The 20404-nt window shown below is 43.9% G+C and carries 18 protein-coding genes; 5 read left to right on the forward strand and 13 right to left on the reverse strand.

Annotated elements, in window-relative coordinates:
- Positions 1 to 58 precede the first annotated feature (58 nt).
- The 10 genes from FW759_RS06435 to FW759_RS06480 form a co-directional block, all read right to left on the reverse strand.
- Positions 59 to 1573 (reverse strand): alpha/beta fold hydrolase, encoded by a 1515-nt coding sequence (locus FW759_RS06435; RefSeq protein ID WP_446442486.1) that lies wholly within the window; start codon positions 1571 to 1573, stop codon positions 59 to 61.
- A gap of 240 nt (positions 1574 to 1813) precedes the next feature.
- Complete coding sequence (locus FW759_RS06440) at positions 1814 to 4036, reverse strand: PhoX family protein (protein ID WP_446442487.1); 2223 nt, start codon at positions 4034 to 4036, stop codon at positions 1814 to 1816.
- Between the two features lie 386 nt (positions 4037 to 4422).
- The gene (locus FW759_RS06445; protein WP_443529149.1) at positions 4423 to 5139 is read right to left on the reverse strand and encodes a fumarylacetoacetate hydrolase family protein; all 717 of its coding nucleotides are present in this window, start codon (positions 5137 to 5139) and stop codon (positions 4423 to 4425) included.
- Positions 5140 to 5339: 200 nt separating this feature from the next.
- The gene (locus FW759_RS06450; protein WP_095569136.1) at positions 5340 to 6065 is read right to left on the reverse strand and encodes an ABC transporter permease; all 726 of its coding nucleotides are present in this window, start codon (positions 6063 to 6065) and stop codon (positions 5340 to 5342) included.
- 12 nt (positions 6066 to 6077) lie between these two features.
- Positions 6078 to 6812: an ABC transporter permease gene (locus tag FW759_RS06455; protein ID WP_062843771.1), complete on the reverse strand. Its 735-nt coding sequence runs from the start codon at positions 6810 to 6812 to the stop codon at positions 6078 to 6080.
- Between the two features lie 432 nt (positions 6813 to 7244).
- Positions 7245 to 8051: a transporter substrate-binding domain-containing protein gene (locus FW759_RS06460; protein WP_446442620.1), complete on the reverse strand. Its 807-nt coding sequence runs from the start codon at positions 8049 to 8051 to the stop codon at positions 7245 to 7247.
- 271 nt (positions 8052 to 8322) lie between these two features.
- Positions 8323 to 9282 carry a transporter substrate-binding domain-containing protein gene (locus FW759_RS06465; RefSeq protein WP_446442488.1) on the reverse strand — a complete coding sequence of 320 codons (960 nt, stop codon included), beginning with the start codon at positions 9280 to 9282 and terminating at the stop codon, positions 8323 to 8325.
- 50 nt (positions 9283 to 9332) lie between these two features.
- On the reverse strand, positions 9333 to 10133 hold the full coding sequence (locus FW759_RS06470; protein ID WP_179288327.1) for a transporter substrate-binding domain-containing protein: 801 nt from the start codon (positions 10131 to 10133) through the stop codon (positions 9333 to 9335).
- Positions 10134 to 10437: 304 nt separating this feature from the next.
- Entirely contained in the window at positions 10438 to 11235 is a 798-nt protein-coding gene (locus FW759_RS06475) for an ABC transporter ATP-binding protein (RefSeq protein ID WP_446442489.1), read from the reverse strand.
- Positions 11236 to 11557: 322 nt separating this feature from the next.
- Positions 11558 to 11875 carry a hypothetical protein gene (locus tag FW759_RS06480; protein ID WP_443509307.1) on the reverse strand — a complete coding sequence of 106 codons (318 nt, stop codon included), beginning with the start codon at positions 11873 to 11875 and terminating at the stop codon, positions 11558 to 11560.
- A gap of 425 nt (positions 11876 to 12300) precedes the next feature.
- Here FW759_RS06480 and FW759_RS06485 point away from each other — a divergent pair, with 425 nt between their 5' ends.
- The 5 genes from FW759_RS06485 to FW759_RS06505 all read left to right on the forward strand — a co-directional run bounded on the left by FW759_RS06485 (position 12301) and on the right by FW759_RS06505 (position 17190).
- Positions 12301 to 13602, forward strand: coding sequence for a glutamate-5-semialdehyde dehydrogenase (locus FW759_RS06485; RefSeq protein WP_095569139.1), 1302 nt, complete (start codon positions 12301 to 12303; stop codon positions 13600 to 13602).
- 175 nt (positions 13603 to 13777) lie between these two features.
- A complete protein-coding gene (locus tag FW759_RS06490; protein WP_446442490.1) occupies positions 13778 to 14536 on the forward strand; it encodes a ribonuclease domain-containing protein in 759 nt (252 codons plus the stop codon).
- Position 14537: 1 nt separating this feature from the next.
- Positions 14538 to 14912 (forward strand): barstar family protein, encoded by a 375-nt coding sequence (locus FW759_RS06495; RefSeq protein WP_446442491.1) that lies wholly within the window; start codon positions 14538 to 14540, stop codon positions 14910 to 14912.
- A 108-nt stretch (positions 14913 to 15020) separates the two neighbouring features.
- On the forward strand, positions 15021 to 16295 hold the full coding sequence (gene gltS, locus FW759_RS06500) for a sodium/glutamate symporter (protein ID WP_062843763.1): 1275 nt from the start codon (positions 15021 to 15023) through the stop codon (positions 16293 to 16295).
- Between the two features lie 196 nt (positions 16296 to 16491).
- Positions 16492 to 17190 (forward strand): ZIP family metal transporter, encoded by a 699-nt coding sequence (locus tag FW759_RS06505; protein WP_446442492.1) that lies wholly within the window; start codon positions 16492 to 16494, stop codon positions 17188 to 17190.
- 151 nt (positions 17191 to 17341) lie between these two features.
- Here the strand turns inward: FW759_RS06505 and FW759_RS06510 are convergent, their stop codons facing one another.
- From FW759_RS06510 to FW759_RS06520, 3 genes are all read right to left on the reverse strand, one after another.
- Complete coding sequence (locus tag FW759_RS06510; protein WP_446442493.1) at positions 17342 to 18082, reverse strand: type 1 glutamine amidotransferase; 741 nt, start codon at positions 18080 to 18082, stop codon at positions 17342 to 17344.
- A 92-nt stretch (positions 18083 to 18174) separates the two neighbouring features.
- Entirely contained in the window at positions 18175 to 19431 is a 1257-nt protein-coding gene (glyA, locus tag FW759_RS06515) for a serine hydroxymethyltransferase (RefSeq protein ID WP_062843760.1), read from the reverse strand.
- 445 nt (positions 19432 to 19876) lie between these two features.
- Entirely contained in the window at positions 19877 to 20380 is a 504-nt protein-coding gene (locus FW759_RS06520; RefSeq protein ID WP_446442494.1) for a chorismate--pyruvate lyase family protein, read from the reverse strand.
- Positions 20381 to 20404: the final 24 nt, after the last annotated feature.

Raw genomic sequence — 20404 nt, forward strand, 5'->3', positions numbered from 1 at the left:
GCTTGAGGGTTTTTATTATGTAATGATCAATACTTGTTATTCAAATCAACATTTTTCTCTATAACACCAACGCCAAACTTTTTGGATAAGAGTATATTCGCGGTCTGTCCGCATAATCACTGTGCCCATTGTCCAAGAGCCACTCCACTACCTGCTCACGAACCCGTCTACTGTTAATTAAGTTCATGTGACTTACGCCATAAAATACCGCTTTGTGTCCATCTGGCACAAATAACGCGTGCTCGACATCATCTTCCCCAAGCGCTGATGCCACTGACACCAAACCATCACCCAATAAGCTCGTCATCTTAGAGTCATAATGCGTTTCAATCAAAGCACTGGCAGCAAAATAAGTTTTGATACCACTTGGCAAGCGCGCAGGGTGGCGAAAATCTTGTGGCAGTACGCTACGACCTTCTAGTGCATTCCAGTCAGCATCTCGAATACTGCCATGACGCAGATCAATAATACCCGCACTACGCATATCCCCAAGCTTGGCAAGTGACCCTGCAAACGGCAGCTTGGCAATGATGTCTTGCACATGATTGCCAATACGCTCAAGCACAGCACCATGATGCGGTGAGCCTAGCGTGATCAGATTGCCGACGCGCATGATCCAATCTAAATGTTCTTGTTCGGCATAAAACAGCGCACTGCGCGAAACCAAGCCGCCCATGCTATGACCGACCAAATCTATCTGACTGATGTTGGGATTGTCATCGACTAAATCTTGTAATAATTGCGAAAACTGACGACCGCTACGCGAGATACGCCGTCCTGTATTGTAATCAAGGTATAAGACCGTCGTGTCTGGTTGGCTCTTAGCGATGGCATCACCCAAGCCAATATGGTCGTCTTGTGATTGCCAGCTCAAATGACTCATACACAGGCCATGGCATAAAATAGTGACACGACCTGATAGCGTATTGGTTTGCAGCTTGCCCTCTCTATCGTAGAGCTTCATGGGCACAGCAAGGACATTTTTATGCGTCACAAGATGGTCACCCATGACACCATTGAGCACATGTACCAATTTTTTTAAGGCATCAGGCAGTGGCTGTGCCGTTTTTTGGCGCACGTTATTTTTGTATAGGCGCAGCACTGAAGCCAGATTGTTGCCCACCAATAGTACAATATGGCGTATCGTACCGTATATACGTCCAGTGATACCGCGCTGCCAGTTATTGAGATATTTTTCATTAAAAAGACCCAACGGGCGTAAAATAACTTCACGGTGGATGGCTTCCACAATATCAGTAATCTCAACCACGCCCATCGTCGCAAGCTGTGCCAAGCCTTCAAAAAAATCAGCCAACGTGACATATTGGGTGGTTGTCTCATCACCTTCATCTGCCAGTAACTTAAGCAGCTCATCGACATCAATGGCTTCTAACTGGTCGATTTGCTCGTACAAATTGCTGTGTAAAGGCACGCTGGTATCTGGGTTTGAATGGGTTTCAAACGCCTGACTTGCATCCGTATACGCATCGATATCGAGGTTGGCATCGCTGTTACTACTATTTCGATTAGTACGGTTATCATAGAATAAATCTGGACTGCTCGTAGCATTCATGACGTTGGCACATTCAATGAAGAGAATAGTTGCCTATACTATCCTTTAAACGCATGAAATAAAAGCGAATGATTTGATCGGTAAGTGGTTTATTATCAAAGGGATAATCACAAAAAACAAAAAATCCCAAGCCTTAACTTGGGATTTTTGGTGGTTTGAGCAAAGACTACTCTTTTCGTTCGCCACTTATTTATAAGCGCTTGGATTTTTAAGGGCTTGGATTTTTAAGCGCTTAGATTTTTAAGCCACATTTTCTACTGTATCAAAGGACTCTGCCAAGATAACATCTCCATCATCACGAGTAATCATTACCGTGGCTGAGCGCGGAATCGTACCACCTGCGATGGCTCCCCAACTATTACCTGGATGCTGGATATTGATAAAGAGGGTTTTGAAGTCTGGCGTCATGGTAATACCTGTCACTTCGCAGCCTTCGGGACCGACAAAGAAACGTTTGATATTATCATTACTAGCAGGCATTCCAACTCGTGTTTGTTGTCCTGCCGACGTCGTTATGGCGGTTCCATCACTGACTTTACCAGGCAACGCTGCCAGCAACATACAGCTGGTGGTATCGGTGTAAGCGCCATCATCTGTCTGAATCCACAATACGCCACGTGGGTCGAAGTACAGACCATCGGGAGAAGACAAATCATTGCTATCATTTAACTGTGACAAGTTTTCTGCAGCCAGATCATAAGGTGTGGCAAACAGATAAATATCCCACTCAAAACTCATCGCTGTATGATCACCGCCTGCTTCTGCCCAGCGAATGATGTGACCATTTTCATTACCCCTGAGTTTACCATCAACGTTATAGCTGCGCGGATTAGAAGCAGAAAGTGGTTGGTCATCTTTGACGCCGCGATTGGTGTTATTGGTCAAGGTCACATATACCTCGCCTGTCATTGGACTGACTGACACCCATTCAGGTCGATCCATCTTAGTGGCACCAACCACATCAGCTGCTGCGCGGGCAAAAATCAATACCTCATCTTGTCCACTAAAAGGCAGTTCACTATTAGACGCATCCAAGCCATTTTGACCATGAATCAAGGCTTTCCATTCACCACTGCCATCTTCATTGAAAATAGCCACATATAGTGTGCCGTCATTCAGATATTTATCGCCTGCTTTTAAGCCACCACCAATGTCACTGTTTGACCACACAGCTTTTGAGACAAACTTATAGATATATTCGCCTCGGGCATCATCACCCATATAAAAAACGACGGGCTTGCCTTGTTCCACGGGCGCATAGGCACAGTTCTCATGAGCAAAACGTCCCATCGCTGTGCGCTTTTGTGGCATAGATTTTGGGTCAAAAGGATCAATCTCTGTGATATAGCCAAAAGTATTAAAGCCATTACGGTAATCTTCAGTGGCATTTGTCCCAACTGCCGTCATATCCCAGCGTGAAAACTCATCTGGTATGATGGCGTCTTTTGCGTCAGGGGTATGCCATAAATATCTGGAGCCTGGAGAGTTTTCTGATGCCCCATAACGCTCACGACCATAGTTGTGTCCAGCGCTTAATTGACTGGCATCTTGCCCACGTGCGAACACACCTAAGAAGTTTTCTTCTGTGGTGAGGTATGTGCCCCAAGGTGACAACCCTGCGCCGCAGTTATTGTTGATACCGCGAGTTTGATACCCTGTTGGATCGAACTTGGTCTTTACCAAATCAGATCCAGCCACGGGGCCAGCCAACTGCGAAGTCGTACTGCTGGTAATACGGCGATTGTATCTTGACGTTGGTACCATCTCATAGCCTTTGCCGTCTGCACGGCGGGTCATCTCGACCACTGCTACTCCGTGACAGTTGACCTCTCGGCGGATATCACTGGCAAGACGACGGCTTTGAAATAAAGGCGCGGCATCTTTATCTTGAGTGACGTAATAACCAAATGGGCTCAACTCTTCACTGTTCACATATTCATGATTCATTACCAGCAGACCACTTTCTGCGGCCTTGGCATCATATGCGTTGCCTTTTTTGCCAAAAAACCACATCCCATCATGGTTGTCGCCCATGCGCCATTCAAAGGACTCAGCTGATTGCTCACGATTGTCTTTCCAATCCTCAATCCCAGGCATCAGTGGTGTGCCAAGTGGCAATATGATTTCTGCTTTATAACCGTCTGCTACCGTCATTGTCTCGGCAGTTGAATGCGCTACGGCTTTGAACTTTAACGTTTCAGGGCGTTTTAAATCGCCTTGAGCAGGAATGGCTGCATCATTACCATTTTCTACGATAGGACGGCTGTTGTCATCATCATCGCTACAACCCACCAAAGGTAGCGCCCCAAAGAATGCGGCTGCTGTCAATCCTGTACCGCCTTTTAAAATACTACGGCGATTCAGACGACGATTGATAATGGTCTGAAAATCAGTGTTATTGGTAGGATTTGAATCTTCAACGATTTCGTGCGCGAGTTCTAGCTCTTTATTTAACAATGTCATTATCAGTCACCTTGCAGTTGGCTGGATTGGCGTAAAAAGATAAATGCGGCTAAAATTTTTTACCGCTAAAGTACGAATTACGTCCAAGTTTACTGCTGGTTTGTGACAGTACGTTGAAATTTTATGCTGATTCTATCTAAATATGCTAGATAGCTAAAATTTTGACATAAAAAAATCCCCAAGTAATCACTTGGGACTTTTATATAGTCGATTGACTTTAAAATCGAAACAGTGCAACTGGTATAAATTTTCCTTGCGTGCTGCTAACACAGAGGCTACGAAAAATTCATACCAGTCGCACGTAACCTCAACGTATCGATTGTATGTCGAACTGACTATAGGATGTATTTATATCAAAAAGATAACGCAGTTCTGATACAACCAACTTAGCGAACATTTACCTGCCATTCGTGCGCCCCAAGCGTTAATTTCAATTTATCATTCGCTTGTAAAATACCAACGCCGCTTGGCGTTCCAGTCATAATCACATCCCCTGCCTGCAAGCTAAAAGCGTGGCTAATCTCTGCCAGTAGCTCATAAACTGAAAACAGCATCATCGCACTATCGCCATCTTGTTTTAGCTCATCATTGATGGTGAGTTGGTAATTTACTTGACTAAAATCACCAAAAGATTCTGGCTTGAGCCAATCAGCAAGCACGCACGCCCCATCAAAACACTTAGCACGCTCCCACGGGTGACCTTTTTCTTTCAGCTTACTTTGTAAATCACGTAAGGTTAAATCAAGCCCCAACGTCACCCCACCAATCGCTTGCTTTGCTTGCTCAGCAGTTGCCGCTGACAAATCCGCTGACAGTTGAATACAAAGCTCCGCTTCATAATGCGTATCGCCATACACCTCAGGATTGGGGCGAACAATATCATGACGTACACTGACGACTGAGGAGGCAGGTTTCATAAACAATATAGGCGATTTTGGCACTTCATTACCAAGCTCGCGAGCATGCTCGGCATAGTTGCGACCAACGCAGACTACTTTGCCAATAGAGGCACGTACGTTGTCATTGACATTGGTAGTGCTCGTATCAGCATTGACGTTATCAGTAATGGCATCGACTAAAGACATATGTGGTGATTGACTCATATTAGGCGCTCACAGCAGATTATAGATAAGTGGGCCATACATACTGCACTATCTGTCGCTATTTTTCTAGAGCTTGTCTTCATTTTAAAGATAGTCCTAAAAACAAAATAAGTGGCCATCCAACGAAAAAATAGCGGGTTAATATATGAATATTAACCCGCTATTTCGTGTGTTTTTTAATACTATTTTGAGCCAAACCACTAAGGTATGGTGTTGGTAATCACATCTGGTGGTACATAGCTTGCATGGCGATTCATTCTTTTTTCAAACAATCTAAAGCTAAATAATATCACCCATGATAATAGAAGATAGATCACACCAGCTGCAAAGAATAACTCCATCAAGGTATAAGTACGCGCACTAATGGTACGAGCAACCCCTGTAATATCCATCAATGCAATGGTGGATGCCAGCGCACTGCCTTTAAGCATAAAAATCACTTCGTTACTATAGGCAGGAATCACGATACCAAAGGCACGAGGTAACGTGATGCGCGTGAGCTTTTGCCATTTTGACATACCAATAGCATCAGCAGCTTCTAGCTCACCAACAGGAATCGTCTGAATCGCACCGCGAATGATTTCGGCTAAGTAAGCACTGGTATTCATGGTAAACGCAATAATGGCACACCAATACGCTTGGCTCAGCACAGGCTCCCATAAGAACGAATTACGTACGGCTTCAAACTGACCCAAACCATAGTAAATCAAAAATATCTGTACCAGTAGTGGTGTACCACGGAAAAAGAAGATATAAGAAAACGGTAGTATCTGTACCAACCAGTTTTTTGACAGACGCAGCTGTGCCAAAACCAAACCGAAAAACAGTCCAATCACGCCTGAAAGCACGACCAGCTGTACGGTCAAAACCGCCCCATTCAACAGCTCAGGAATATTATCGAAAATGACCTGCCAATTCCAATCCATAGTATCTCTCCTCTATCCTATGGTCGATTGACTGTGAGTTGATTGACGGCTTATTTTTTTGGCATAGCGTGCCGCTGGATTGGCGCGCCACTCAAGCCACATCATAAAACCGGTAATCAACATGGTCAAACCCAAATAAATAATCGCGGCTGCCATATAAAACGTAAATGGCTGCTGCGTTGACTGAGCGGCACGCGATGACTGATACATAATGTCTTTTAGACCCACGACCGATACCAATGCCGTATCTTTTAGCAATACCAAAAACAAGTTACCCAAACCCGGTAAGGCAATCTGCCACACTTGCGGTAAAGTAATACGATAAAACGTTTGCAAAGGACGCATACCAATCGCTTGCGCCGCCTCACTCTGCCCTATCGGAATCTCTTGAATCGACATACGAAAAATTTCGGTCGCATAAGCACCAAAAGCGATAGACAACGCCATGACGCCGCCCCAGAATGCACTGATCTCGATATATTCGTTATAGCCGAATTTTTTGAGCAGTGTCATCAGCAGTATAGAGCCGCCATAATAGATAAACAGTACCAATAACAGCTCTGGAATACCGCGCATTGTCGCCGTATACACAGTCGCAATCTTACGCAGCAGCCAAATATTTGACAGCTTAGCTGTGGCACCGAGTAGTCCCAAAACCATACCAATGACCAAACTGGTCACGGCAAGTTTGATGGTGACGGTAGCGCCGCTTAGTAATAGCGCGCCAAATCCTTGTAAATCAAACACAATTATCCACTCAGTCTCTTTATATTAGCAATTTGCAAAATATGAGTTAAAAGAATCAGCATCAATGGCTGAGCGCTGCTGACAGTCGTATGTTAGACCCATCACATGGTGGTCTTATGCGTCATAAATTGACGTCAAATCAATACGATGACTGCTGCGAAAATTGACACGGTAGAAATGAGCGCTGATTTTATCATAATCACTACGCGCTATGTTAATACTCACGCGTAAAAGCTGTGTCTAAATAGGTACTTATGCGCCTAAAAGTGAGTTGAATCGGTCATATTCACAAAAATCAAACCGTCATTACGGCAGAATCGAAGCGTTTTGATGACCCATAAAAAAAGATACTGCCTTTGAGACAATATCTTTTTTAAAACAAATATAGGTAGCAGCGTACTCATTATTATCTTGGTACAAGACGGCTATTACCTATTCAGCAGGTTTTTCTGTCGCTGTGTTTTCTGCTGCACTTGTTTTTGGAATCGCAAAATACTTTTGATGGATTTTATCATAGGTGCCATCAGCCTTGATATTGGCCAATGCCTGATTGAGCTTCGCTTGTAATGCATCGTTTGGACGTACAGCAATGGCAAAATCATCATTGATATCGATCTCTTCACCTTTGAGCGCATAAGCACTGCCTGATTTGGTGCCAAGCCACTCTAACGCTGGCAACTTATCAGAAACCATCGCATCGACCCGATTTGAGCCCAAATCCAAAAACGCATTACTTAGGGTATCATAAAGCTTCATTTCCGCTTTTGGGTACGCCTTTTCAAGCCATTGTGAAGAGATGGTTGAGCGCTGAGCAGCAATAGAGTGCGAATTGATGTCCTCACTCTTGCTAGGATCAAAACTACTGTCTTTTTTGACCAAAAAAACCAGCGTATTGCTAAAATACGGTTCTGTAAAACTCACTTGTTGCGCGCGCTCAGGTGTCACTGACATGGCAGCCACAATCGCATCGTACTTACCCGCTTTTAGACCAGGAATGATACCGTCCCAATCTTGTGACGTGATATCACAAGTCATGTTAATATCAGCACATAACGCATTGGCAATATCGACATCAAAACCGCCAAGCGTGCCATCAGAATTGGTATAGTTAAAAGGTGCATACGCGCCTTCGGTAGCGATACGCAATACGTCGCCTGATGCTGCTTTATCCTGAGTCGCTGTATCAGTCGTATCATTTCGACCATTACCGCAACCTGTCAAAGCGAATACCAACATCATTGTAGCTAACGACAAAGGTAAATGTCGTGCCTTTATACCTGTAGCAACGGCTGCTTTTTTGGTTACAGATTTTTTGGTCATAGAATAGTGGTCAAAATGAACGCTCATGATCATCCTTGATATTTACCAATAAAAATAACGCTTCACATTATAAAATGGCAATGCGATGCACGCATTGCCAGATCTGCTCATCATTTAAAGTTGCTTTGATAAAAAGACACTTCGATAAAAAGTGCTTCGGTAAAAGGCACTTTGTTCAAAAGCTACAATATTAATTGGTCGCTGCTTCTGCTTGCTCTTCATTAGCGATAACAGCATTGGCATCAACATTGGTGTTATCCCCTTCAACCACTACCACTTTTTCTACGTCTGCCGTTGTGGCTGCTTTTTGTGCAGCGGCAGTTGAGCTGGTGCCGAAATAACTACCTGTGATTTGATCGTAAGTCCCTTTTTCTTTTAGCTCAGCCAAAGCTTTGTTGAACTTGGCAATCAGTGGATCGCCTTTACGGAACGCAATGCCCATCGCATCTTGGTCAGTAATGATTTCTTGGCCTTTTATTTCATAATCTTTACCAGCATCAGTTTTCAACCAGTCCATACCTGTGACTTTATCAGACATCATGGCACGCACACGACCTGATGTCAGATCCAAATACGCATTGTCTTGGGTATCATAGAGCTTGATATCAGCATCAGCATGCTCATCTTGCAAGTATTGTGAAGCAACGGTTGAACGCTGTGATGCGATAGGCTGACCTTTCAGATCTGCCACACTGACGTCATCACCTTTTTTACCGATCAAAATAATACCGGTATGAAAATACGGGTCGCTGAATTCTACGACTTCTTGACGTTCAGGAGTGATGGTCATACCAGCGATAACGGCATCAAATTTCTGTGCGTTTAGTCCTGGAATCAAGCCATCCCAATCTTGAGAAATAACATCACACTTTGCCTGCATCTGCGCACACAGAGCGTCAACCAGTTCGATTTCGTAGCCAATCAATTTGCCATCAGCATCTGTATAGCTAAATGGTTTGTAGCTTGATTCGGTGGCTATTTTTATATTCAATGGGGCATCAGCTTGCGTATCAGCAGCAGCACCCTCTTCTGGTGCTGAGCTGTCGTTACAGCCTGCCAGCATTAATACCGCGGCACTGAGTGGTGCCAGCCAAAACGCTTTGCTTTTTAGAGACTTATGTTTTAGAGACGATGTCATAGAGATTGTCATGTTTGCTATTCCTTCATTTTTCAATCAGAAGATTATGGACCAATAGAGAGTTATTGACCAAAGTTTGCTTGCTCAAGACGTGCCAGTTCACCATTACTACGGATTTCACTGAGCGCTTTATTAAAGTCGTCTCTGAGGGCATCACCTTTACGAACAGCAATGGCAATATTATCGTCGTTGTCGATTTCATCGCCAACAATACCAAAGCCTTCAGGGTTGTCTGCCAACCATGATTTTGCAGATACTTTTTCTGCCAATACGGCATCACTACGACCAGACTTCAGATCTAGATAAGCATTGTCATAATTGTCATACAACTGCACGGTATTACCGTTTTTGCCTTCATAGTTGTCTTGCAGATACGCACCAGGCGTGGTTGAGCGTTGACCGCCAAGCGTTAAATTGCTAATCGCCATAGGATCAAATTTGCCGTCGGTACTGGTCAACCAAACCATGGTGTTGGCGAAGTAAGGTTCGGTAAAATCCACTTTTTCTTGGCGTTCAGGCGTGATCGACATGCCAGCCACAACCGCGTCATATTTTTGTGCCAGCAAACCAGGAATAATACCATCCCAATCTTGAGCAACGATTTCACACTTGGCTTGCATCTGATCACACAAAGCGTTGGCGACGTCTATATCATAACCTGCCAAGCTACCATCAGCATTGGTATAGTTAAAAGGAGGGTAAGCGCCCTCAGTAGCAATACGAATGGTCTTGCCAGACGTGTCTGCTGCCGCTGGATCAGCGCTGGCATCCGTAGCATCATTAGCGGGTTGACTACAAGCACTCAGCATCAACGCGGCGGTAATAGTCATCGATGACCACAATAGGCGAGAATTCGACATCATATATTCCTTAAATTCTGATGGGTTTTAATACGAGGTTCTGATATTTTGTTTTCTGACGTCCCTGCCAGACAAGCAATATAGAGCGTAGAATATACCGAAACTTACTATGACTAGCTGTCGGTAAGCTTTCTGATAATACCTGACTCAAATATCAAAAACAAACATTTTGCATACCAACTGTCATTAAAGTGTAATAAACAGTGAGTGCGACTTATGAAGTATTTATTGACGGGTTCTCTAAGACGTTAGGATGATAAAATCTTTATCATCCTATGTTTTTGAATACTGGTTTTTGAGTATAAGACTAGTTCTGACGATGCGACGCCATAAAGTCTTTGACACGCTCAGAGGTAGGATTATCAAAGACTTGCTCAGGCGTACCAATCTCTTCAATCACGCCTTGATGTAAGAAAACAACTTTGCTGGATACTTCTCGAGCAAAACGCATCTCATGAGTGACGATGAGCATGGTACGGCCTTCTTCTGCCAACTCTCGCATGACAGCCAGCACTTCGTTGACCAGCTCAGGGTCTAGCGCCGAGGTCGGCTCATCAAACAAGAGCACTTGGGGCTGCATGGCGAGCGCTCGAGCGATGGCCACACGCTGGCGCTGACCACCAGATAGGTTCGCTGGATAAGCGTCTTTTTTATCCAATAGACCCACTTTATCGAGCAGTTTTTCTGCGTCACTAACGGCTTGGGCTTTTTTGATTTTCAGGACTTGCGTTGGCCCTTCAATGATATTTTGCAAAATCGTTTTATGCGGCCATAAGTTAAAGTTCTGAAAGACAAACCCGACCCGAGCACGCAAGCTCTCTAACTGTTTTATGTCTGCTGCTTGCAATTCGCCTGATTTGGCAGGTTTCAAAATCAGCTCGTCATTACCGATAATAATACGACCTTGATTCGGCTTTTCGAGCAAATTGATGCAGCGCAGCAAAGTGGATTTGCCTGAGCCAGATGAGCCCAAAATAGAGATAACATCACCATCGTATGCAGTGAGTGACACCCCTTTTAGCACTGCGAGTGAGCCGTAGCTTTTATGGACGTCTTGTAAATCTAAGGCGATAGGCCGAGTCGGATTTTTTGCAGTATCAAGCATGGTTTAGCAGACTTCCAATAAATATGAATGAAAACGTCAATAAAAAAGAGACAGATATGTCGTATACAGATTTGTCTTATATAGTATAACTGTCAACCGTAGTATTATGGTGATACCGCTATGACTGATAAGACAAAAAGTAAAATGTCATATTGTCTCTTATTCAGCGGTAAAAAGGCAAATCTTGTGTAAGCTCGGTCAGTCAACGAAACACATATGCCTCCTTAAACGACCAAAACAAAAAAGCCCAAACTGTATTGACAGCTTTGAGCTTCATTTTATCATTTAAATCTACTAGACGTGACGTTATCTGAGCGATGGCTTAGTAGGTCGAAACATGCTCTGAATCTTCAGTGCCATCGAGCATTTCTTTGTCATCAGCACCTACGGTGACTTCATCGTTGGCGCTTGCCACGGCCACATCATCTGTGCTGCCCTCATTGGCACTAGCAACAGCCACATCATCACTTGCTGTCGCAACGCCAGTGGCTTCATCTTCTACTGTGGTTTGAGCATCAACAGATGAGTCTGTTTCCATTGGCGCCTCGTCTTTTTTACCACAAGCGCCTAAGGTTAAGGCTGCTGCGACCAGTCCAACCGTTAACCAGCTTTTTTTGCTACTGCTATTTTTAATAACCATTTTTATTCTCCATTCGTAATCATTGATACTTATCACTGATATTTCATTGTTAATTACTTTACGAGTAGCGATTAATAGCTTTCGCTCGTTGTATTAGTTCCTAACTATACTCATGATTATTCAAGGCTACCTTAGTAGTTACACCTCAGTTCTGTTAAGGCTCGTAACGATGCAACGGATATTGCCTATATTGTGACATCATAGGGAAGTCAAAGACAAAACGGATAAGATAAGTGTAAAAAGGAGAATAATTACCTCCCATGAGAGGCGGTTGTTCACAAAACCATCTTTACTATCGTGCCAATCTCCTCTATGTTAAATAGCATAATGTCTTATAGGTATCCGAATCTTCTTTTTGTTACATTTTTGCCTTTGGGCACTTTTTTATATTCAAAATACCAATCACTATATAAGGAAAATAATTTATGAGCCAAGCGAATACCACAGACGTGACCACTTATATGCAATCTGTTGGCAAACAGGCCCGAGCTGCTTCACGTGCGCTCGCTGCTGCCAATACGGGTGACAAAAACTCAGCGCTAATGGCGATTCACGATGTGTTAAAAGAGGCGAAACAAGATATCTTATCTGCCAATAAAATTGATATGGATAAAGGTCAAAGCAACGATTTAGATGCTGCGTTACTTGATCGTCTTGAGCTAAACGACGCGCGTTTTGATGGCATGCTCCAAGGTTTAAAGGATGTGGCGGCATTACCAGACCCTATTGGTGAAGTTACTGACATGACTTATCAGCCATCAGGAATTCATTTGGGAAAAATGCGCGTGCCACTTGGCGTGGTTGGTATGATCTATGAGTCGCGTCCTAATGTGACGTTAGAGGCAGCATCACTGGCACTAAAATCGGGCAACGCCATTATTTTACGAGGCGGTTCAGAAGCGTTTGAATCAAACCAAGCGATTGCCAAGTGTATCTTGGAAGGCCTACAAAAAGTTGGGTTATCTGAGCACATTGTGCAAGTCTTGCAAACGACCGACCGCGCGGCGGTTGGTGAGTTGATTACCATGACTGATTATGTCGACGTCATCGTACCACGTGGTGGTAAAGGTCTGATTGAACGTATCAGCCGTGATGCGCGTGTACCTGTCATCAAGCATTTAGATGGCAATTGCCATACCTTCATCGATAGTGATGCAGATGCCCAAATCGCTATCAAGGTTAGCGTCAATGCAAAAACGCACCGCTATGGTACTTGTAACACCATGGAGACGCTGTTGGTTGATGCGTCAGTTGCCGATGACCTATTGCCAAAAATTGCTGAAGCGATTATTGCGGCTGATGATGCCATGCAACTGCGCCTTGACGACAAATCCCAAGCCATTTTAAATGACAATGCCGCCTTAAAAGGTCACCTATCGGCAGCGACTGCCGAAGATTGGGACACGGAATACTTAGCGCCTATCTTGGCTGTCAAAGTCGTATCAGGTATTGATGAGGCCATTGAGCACATCAACACTCACGGCAGTCATCATACGGATGTCATTATTACTGACAACTATACTAAGTCTCAGCGCTTCATTCGTGAAGTGGATTCTGCAAGCGTGATGATCAATGCTTCTAGCCGTTTCGCTGATGGTTTTGAGTACGGATTGGGTGCAGAAATTGGCATTTCAACTGACAAAATCCATGCTCGTGGCCCTGTTGGTCTTGAAGGTCTCACATCACAAAAATGGATTGTTTACGGTCATGGTGAGACACGGGCTTAATCTATTGCCGCTGTTATTTGGCTAGTAACCTACCATATAGCGTTTAATTTACAGTATAATCGATAAAAAAACGTCAGCCCAATCGCTGGCGTTTTTTTATTAGCGCTCGATATATTTGACAGTGCTATTATTATTTTTTGCATCGTCATAGACGATTTTATAGGAAACGGGGCCCATGCAGAGTGGCAAAATTAAGCGCTGGTATCAAGAAAAAGGCTATGGATTTATCGAGGTAGACAACCAAAATGAAGACGTATTTTTTCACGTGAGTAATGTGCGCTTATCGCATCCTATCTCTATTGGTCAACAGGTATACTTCAATAGTGAACGCAATGCGAAAAACCAGTTAAGTGCCACAGAAGTCACCTCCTCTTCCTTAAGTATACTAGAGGATATTGACGTCGCCCCTCCTCAGCATGCATTCAGCCCTAATGCCCGAAATCAGTACTTTCAAGGCAAGCATTACTCTCAAGATGATCTAAGCACTCGCCGCCATGAGCAACCCAAAAAGAGCGTTGTATCTACTTTATTTATTATCATGGCGGTTATCGCGGTTGCCGTGTATGTCTTTGGGGACTTAACATCATCTCTCTTTACTGATAGCGCTAAACCTACGGTATCACAATCATTCCCTGAAACCTCGGCCCAAGCGTCTACTCTTAATGTCACGGGTGATGCGCAAGTAGACAAAACCCTTACGCTGATTCAGCAAGGCGGCCCATTTCCGTATCCGCAAAAAGACGGCACAACCTTTTATAATCGCGAAGGCAAACTACCCGCACAGTCGCAAGGCTATTATCGGGAATACACCGTCCCTACCCCTGGCTTGTCACATCGCGGTGCGCGGCGTATCGTCACTGGTGGCTATCCTCCGACTGTCTACTATCTGACTGTTGACCACTATGAGAGCTTTCGCAGATTACAGGTACAATAAAATGAGCCAAGCCATTTATTATGTTAGTCAAAATTTTCTTGATCAAAACCACATTAACCAAAAAGGTACAGCACTAAGTGCTAGCATTTTGGCACAGGCTGTTAACATACCTGTAAACAAGACATTAGATAAAACCACTTTATTAACAAATTTGGCTCATGCTTGTGACTTTCCTAGCTACTTTTCGCCCAATTGGGATAGCGCGTGGGACTGCCTAACAGACAGCTATGTGTCTTACCTAACGCTGAATCTAGCAACGGTAGAAACAATCAATACTGAAGATTTTAATACTTTTAAGCGCATCATTGAAGATGCTTACAGAGATTTTGGTAAGCCGCAATTGTGGGTTATTATGCCAGCCGCGGACAACGTTTAATCTGACAAAAACGGCTTAACTGCGAATCATCATATCAACCTGAATTCGAGATAAAGCCATATTTATCCCGAATGCGGGTTAATTCATTTGTATAGAAAGGATTAACATATGGAAATTACCTTAAACGGCTATTACACGCTGATACTGGCCACCTTAGTGCTACTACTTGGGCGCGTTTTAGTAAGAAGAATTAAGTTCCTAGAAGACTTCAACATTCCAGAACCGGTCGCTGGTGGTTTGGTTGCAGCCATTGTGGTTTATGTTCTCAATATCGTTTGGGGATACAGTTTTAACTTTCATCAAGGCTTACAGACAGCGACGATGCTGATGTTCTTTGCTTCTATCGGTTTGAGTGCTGATTTTAGTCGATTAAAAGCAGGTGGAACACCGTTATTGATCTTTACGATTGTAGTGTCGGTCTTCATTGTATTGCAAGACATCGTTGGTGTCGCTATGGCAAGCGTACTGGGTCTTGATCCGTTACTTGGATTGGTAACAGGTTCTATCGCTCTGACGGGTGGTCATGGTACGGCTGGTGCATGGGGCATTACTTTAGAACAAGAATATGGCGTGGTTGGCGCAACGACGCTTGGTATCGCAGTGGCCACTTATGGTCTGGTCGCTGGTGGTATTATCGGTGGACCAGTAGCAAAGCGTTTGATTCAAAACCTTGGTCTAAAACCAACCCCTGCTAATCCAAATCCTAGCGACATCGAAAAGGTTGCGAACGCGCAATCACTTTATAGTACCAAGCACGATGAAGACTCAGCACACAGTAATAAAGAGATTTTTGAAAGACCTGATAGTATGCGCTTTATCACTGCCTCTTCTACCATTGAGACATTGGCGTTGTTTGCAGGCGCGTTGGCTTTTGCTGAAGTTATGACACTTGTGGCTGAAGGCACATGGTTTGAGCTGCCTACCTTCGTTTGGGCACTGGCAGGTGGTGTTATTATTCGCAATGTCTTAACGACTGTGTTCAATTTTGATATGTTTGATCGCTCTATTGATGTGTTCGGTAATGCTTCTTTGAGTCTGTTTTTGGCCATGGCGCTATTGTCTTTAAAACTGTGGCAGTTGACTGATTTGGCAGGCCCTGTACTGGTAATCTTGCTCGTACAAACAGTTATCATGATTATTTATGTCTACTTTATCACCTTCAAAGTCATGGGCAAAGATTATGATGCGGCTGTCTTGTCAGCAGGACATTGTGGGTTTGGTATGGGCGCGACACCAACGGCGATTGCCAATATGCAGGCCGTTACTGACCGTTATTTGCCCTCACCTAAAGCGTTTCTGATTGTGCCGATGGTTGGTGCTTTCTTCGTTGATATCGTCAATGCCACGGTATTGCAGATATTTACGAAGTTGCCTTTCATGTAAAATCACCTGACTTTGTATCCGCTTTCGTGATACATAATAAGCCCCAATTATCTCATAGATGATTGGGGTTTTGTTTTGCACAAACCTTTAATCAAACCGATTAGAGATGATCCGTTCTATCGTCATTACTCAAATTATAATGACAGAAAAACGATTAAGCGTTATCAATATTGTAGCTAAAAAATAAGGGCCAATTATGTTGATGTTTGCAATTATTGTCGTGGTCTCAGGCGCGCTTATCGTAGGAGCGCTTTGGGGTTTGTATGGTCACCTGCCAGCTTGGTTAGAAGGCAATTTATTAGCAATCGCTGGCGGTGCGCTGATGATATCGGTCGTGATAGAGCTGGTACAGCCCTCCCTTACTGATAGTGGTATCTGGCTCACAGCGGCTTTTACTTTACTGGGCGCTTTGGTGTTTGCAGGCGTTGATTACTTGATTGATGAAAAACTAAACTCTAAAGGTGGCGCAGGCTTACTGGCTGCCATTACGCTCGATGGTGTGCCTGAAAACTTAGCGCTAGGCGTATCACTCATTAGTGGAAACGTGATGCAAGTCGCTGCTTTGGCTGGTTCTATTTTGCTGTCCAACCTTCCAGAAGCCGCAGGTGGCGCAAAAGAGATGCGTAAAGCTGGTAACAGTCATAAGAAAATATTAATGCTTTGGATTGGAGCAGCGATCTTATTATCACTTGCTGCTATCTTAGGTAAAATGCTGCTTGCGGACGTCGATAAAAGCATACTAAGTGCCATCAATTGCTTTGCGGCTGGCGCTGTTATTGCCTCACTGGCGACCGAAGTATTTCCGACAGCGTTTAAACGCGACAATCATTGGGCGGGTATTAGTGCCGCTATTGGTCTGATTATGGCGTTAGGCTTAAGTCAGCTTGGGGGTTAGGGTTTTAATCGACTTAATATGAAAGTATCCAAAAAAAACCGCCTAGCAAACGCTGAGCGGTTTTTTTGTTTTTCAATCTTAAGTCACTTACTTTTCTGTCATGCTTCCCATGCTTTTAGACTAAGAACTCTCTCTTCACAACTCATTAGCGTCATCTTGCCAAGTTGTTTAGCATTGTTGAAAGCCATGCGTTGTTATCTTTAATATACTTATCACCCAACGCTATTATCTCATTACCTGATTGAACAGAGTCAGGATAATCAATTATGGCATCTTGTATATAGTCCTGTCCGTGCGCCACCATATCTACCATACTGTTTTCGGTAACTTCAAAATGACATTGCCAGCCAAGCACCCACGTCCCTAACTCTTTGTGCTTGGGTGTTTGATAAATAAAACCTTGATTTGCCCAAGCATGTGACGTTGCGATTGGCGTCGCGCCTTTGGGACAATCAAAGCCATCACCATGCCAATGAAATACAGTGAATTCATCTTTTGGTAGGTCTGTTAGTAAAGGATGCTTCAAGCCTTGTTCGGTCAATTGAATGGGTAGCCAACCCACCTCTTTTATGCCTGATGGCGCAACTTGTGCTCCCAAACTGTCTGCGATCAACTGTGCTCCTAAGCAAACACCGATCACCGTTTTCCCTGCGTCAATACTTTGATGAATGAAGTGTTTCTCATCAGCAAGCCACGCAAACTCTGCGTCATCATGAATGCTCATTGGGCCACCCATAATCACCAACCAATCAAAACTGTCTTGAGCTGGTATCGGATCATTTTCATAAAATCTAGTCACAGTAATGCTATGATTTTGACTGTCTGCCCACTGTTTAATATAGCTAAGTTCTTCAAAATCAACATGGTACAAAGTATGAATACGTAAGCCCATCAAATTATCCTTTTATGAATAAACTAAAAACCGCCTAGCAAACGCTAAGCGGTTTTTTATTTGATACAGTGCGAGTTAAAGCCGATTAACGCTTACTGGTTTTTTTCGTACACTGGCAACTCTTTACAGATTGCTTCTACTTTACCGCGTACTTCAGTCGCCACAGCTTCATCACCACGGCTATCTAGTACGTCACAGATCCAACCTGCTAAATCACCCGCTTGCGCTTCGTTGAAGCCACGAGTGGTAATCGCTGGCGTACCAATACGAATACCAGACGTCACAAATGGAGATTTTGGATCGTTTGGTACGGCGTTTTTATTGACCGTGATGTGTGCATCGCCAAGCCATTTGTCCGCTTCTTTACCCGTCATTTCTTGCTTAACTAGGCTGATTAGCATCAGATGGTTTTCAGTACCGCCAGAGATGATTTCATAACCACGATCTTGGATGACTTTTGCCATAGCTTGCGCGTTTTTAACCACTTGCTGCTGATACGTTTTGAAGTTATCTTCTAGCGCTTCTTTGAAGCAAACCGCTTTTGCAGCGATAACATGCATCAATGGGCCACCTTGGTTGCCTGGGAATACCGCTGAATTTAGCTTCTTAGCCAACACTTCATCACGAGCCAAGATCAGACCTGAACGCGGACCACGTAGGGTTTTATGCGTTGTAGTAGTCACGACATCAGCGAAAGGTACTGGGCTTGGGTATACGCCACCAGCGACCAGACCAGCAACGTGCGCCATATCTACTAGTAGGTAAGCGCCGACTTCGTCAGCGATGTCACGGAAACGCTGCCAATCAACCACTTGTGAATACGCTGAAAAACCAGCAATGATCATTTTTGGCTTGTGTTCACGTGCTAGCGCATCTACTTGATCATAGTCGATAAGACCTGTGCCTTCTACCAATCCGTACTGTACTGCATTGTAGTTCAGACCTGAGAAGTTGATGTGCGCGCCATGCGTCAAGTGACCGCCTGCGTCTAGGCTCATGCCAAGTACTGTATCGTTGGCTTCAAGCAATGCTAAGAATACTGCAGAGTTTGCTTGACTACCTGAATGTGGCTGGACGTTCACGTATTCGGCACCGAACAACTCTTTTGCACGATCAATGGCCAATTGCTCAATCACGTCGACATGCTCACAACCACCGTAGTAACGCTTACCAGGATAGCCTTCAGCGTATTTGTTGGTTAGATCAGTGCCTTGTGCTTCCATCACTGCTTGTGAGCAGTAGTTTTCAGAGGCAATCAATTCGATATGATTTTCTTGACGAACGCTTTCTGCAGCCATCGCTTCAGCAAGTACGGGATCAAACGCTTTGATAGAAATATCTTTAAACATAGTAATGTCCTAAGTAGTGACTGTCGTTGGAAGTATCATTAAAAAAAAGCTTATAGCCTGCCCACAATAAGACAACTACTGCGTTAACGTCGTCCGAAGTATGCTTGATACTTCTGCACACTCTGTTTTTGCATGCTGTTTATGGTATGACCATAATTGTGAATAAGTCTATCAGCAATGATTAAAATAAGAATAAACGCAGGCAATTGACCTGCCATTAACTTGACCGATCCGTCAATAAAATCGATATACATTTGCATCGACATCATCGCGAAAGCGTAAGTGTAACATGAAAATTTGTGTGAAGAGCGCAAAAAAGCTCACCTTAAGATGAGCAAATTAAATGGCGATATAATACAGATAAATAGCCAATAGAATAAAGGATTTACTCACTATACATCCCTTACCCTACGGTTTTTTATGTTTATATAGCCATAAAATTTTTTTACGTTTCACTAGATGTAAACGCAGGCAAAAATATTTCGCTAATCATTAATTTTCGACCATACCAATCATATCGCGTCTGCCGCTGCCAGCCCTCACTTGTCTGTTGGATAAAGCGTTGGTTTGGCAAAGTACGACTGCGCTTAAATAATACGTAGCCGATAGGTGTACCTTTAAGTTGTTGTAGGCGACGTGCCCGACCTGTCAGACTAGGAATGGGGAAAATACTTTGCGCTTTTACCCATGGCTGCTCATCATTGCCATACAGCTCTACTTCACGCACCCAAGCCAGCATAGGGCGACCCAGCATCGCGCCTTGTACACCTAGCTGTCGTTTTTGTATCAACGACATTGACCGATACCCTTCAAAAGTGCGCTCTACACGCAGCGGCTGCCCTGCTTTGATTTCTAGCACGGCAGTCAACGAGCCATCGACCGTTAACCATGGCAATAGCTCGGTAGGCGGAGAAAGAAGATTTGAACAAGAAAAAGGCTTACTGGGCATAGTCGTTAGCTAGTTAGAAAATAG

The organism is Psychrobacter sp. 1176_08, assembly GCF_052850615.1.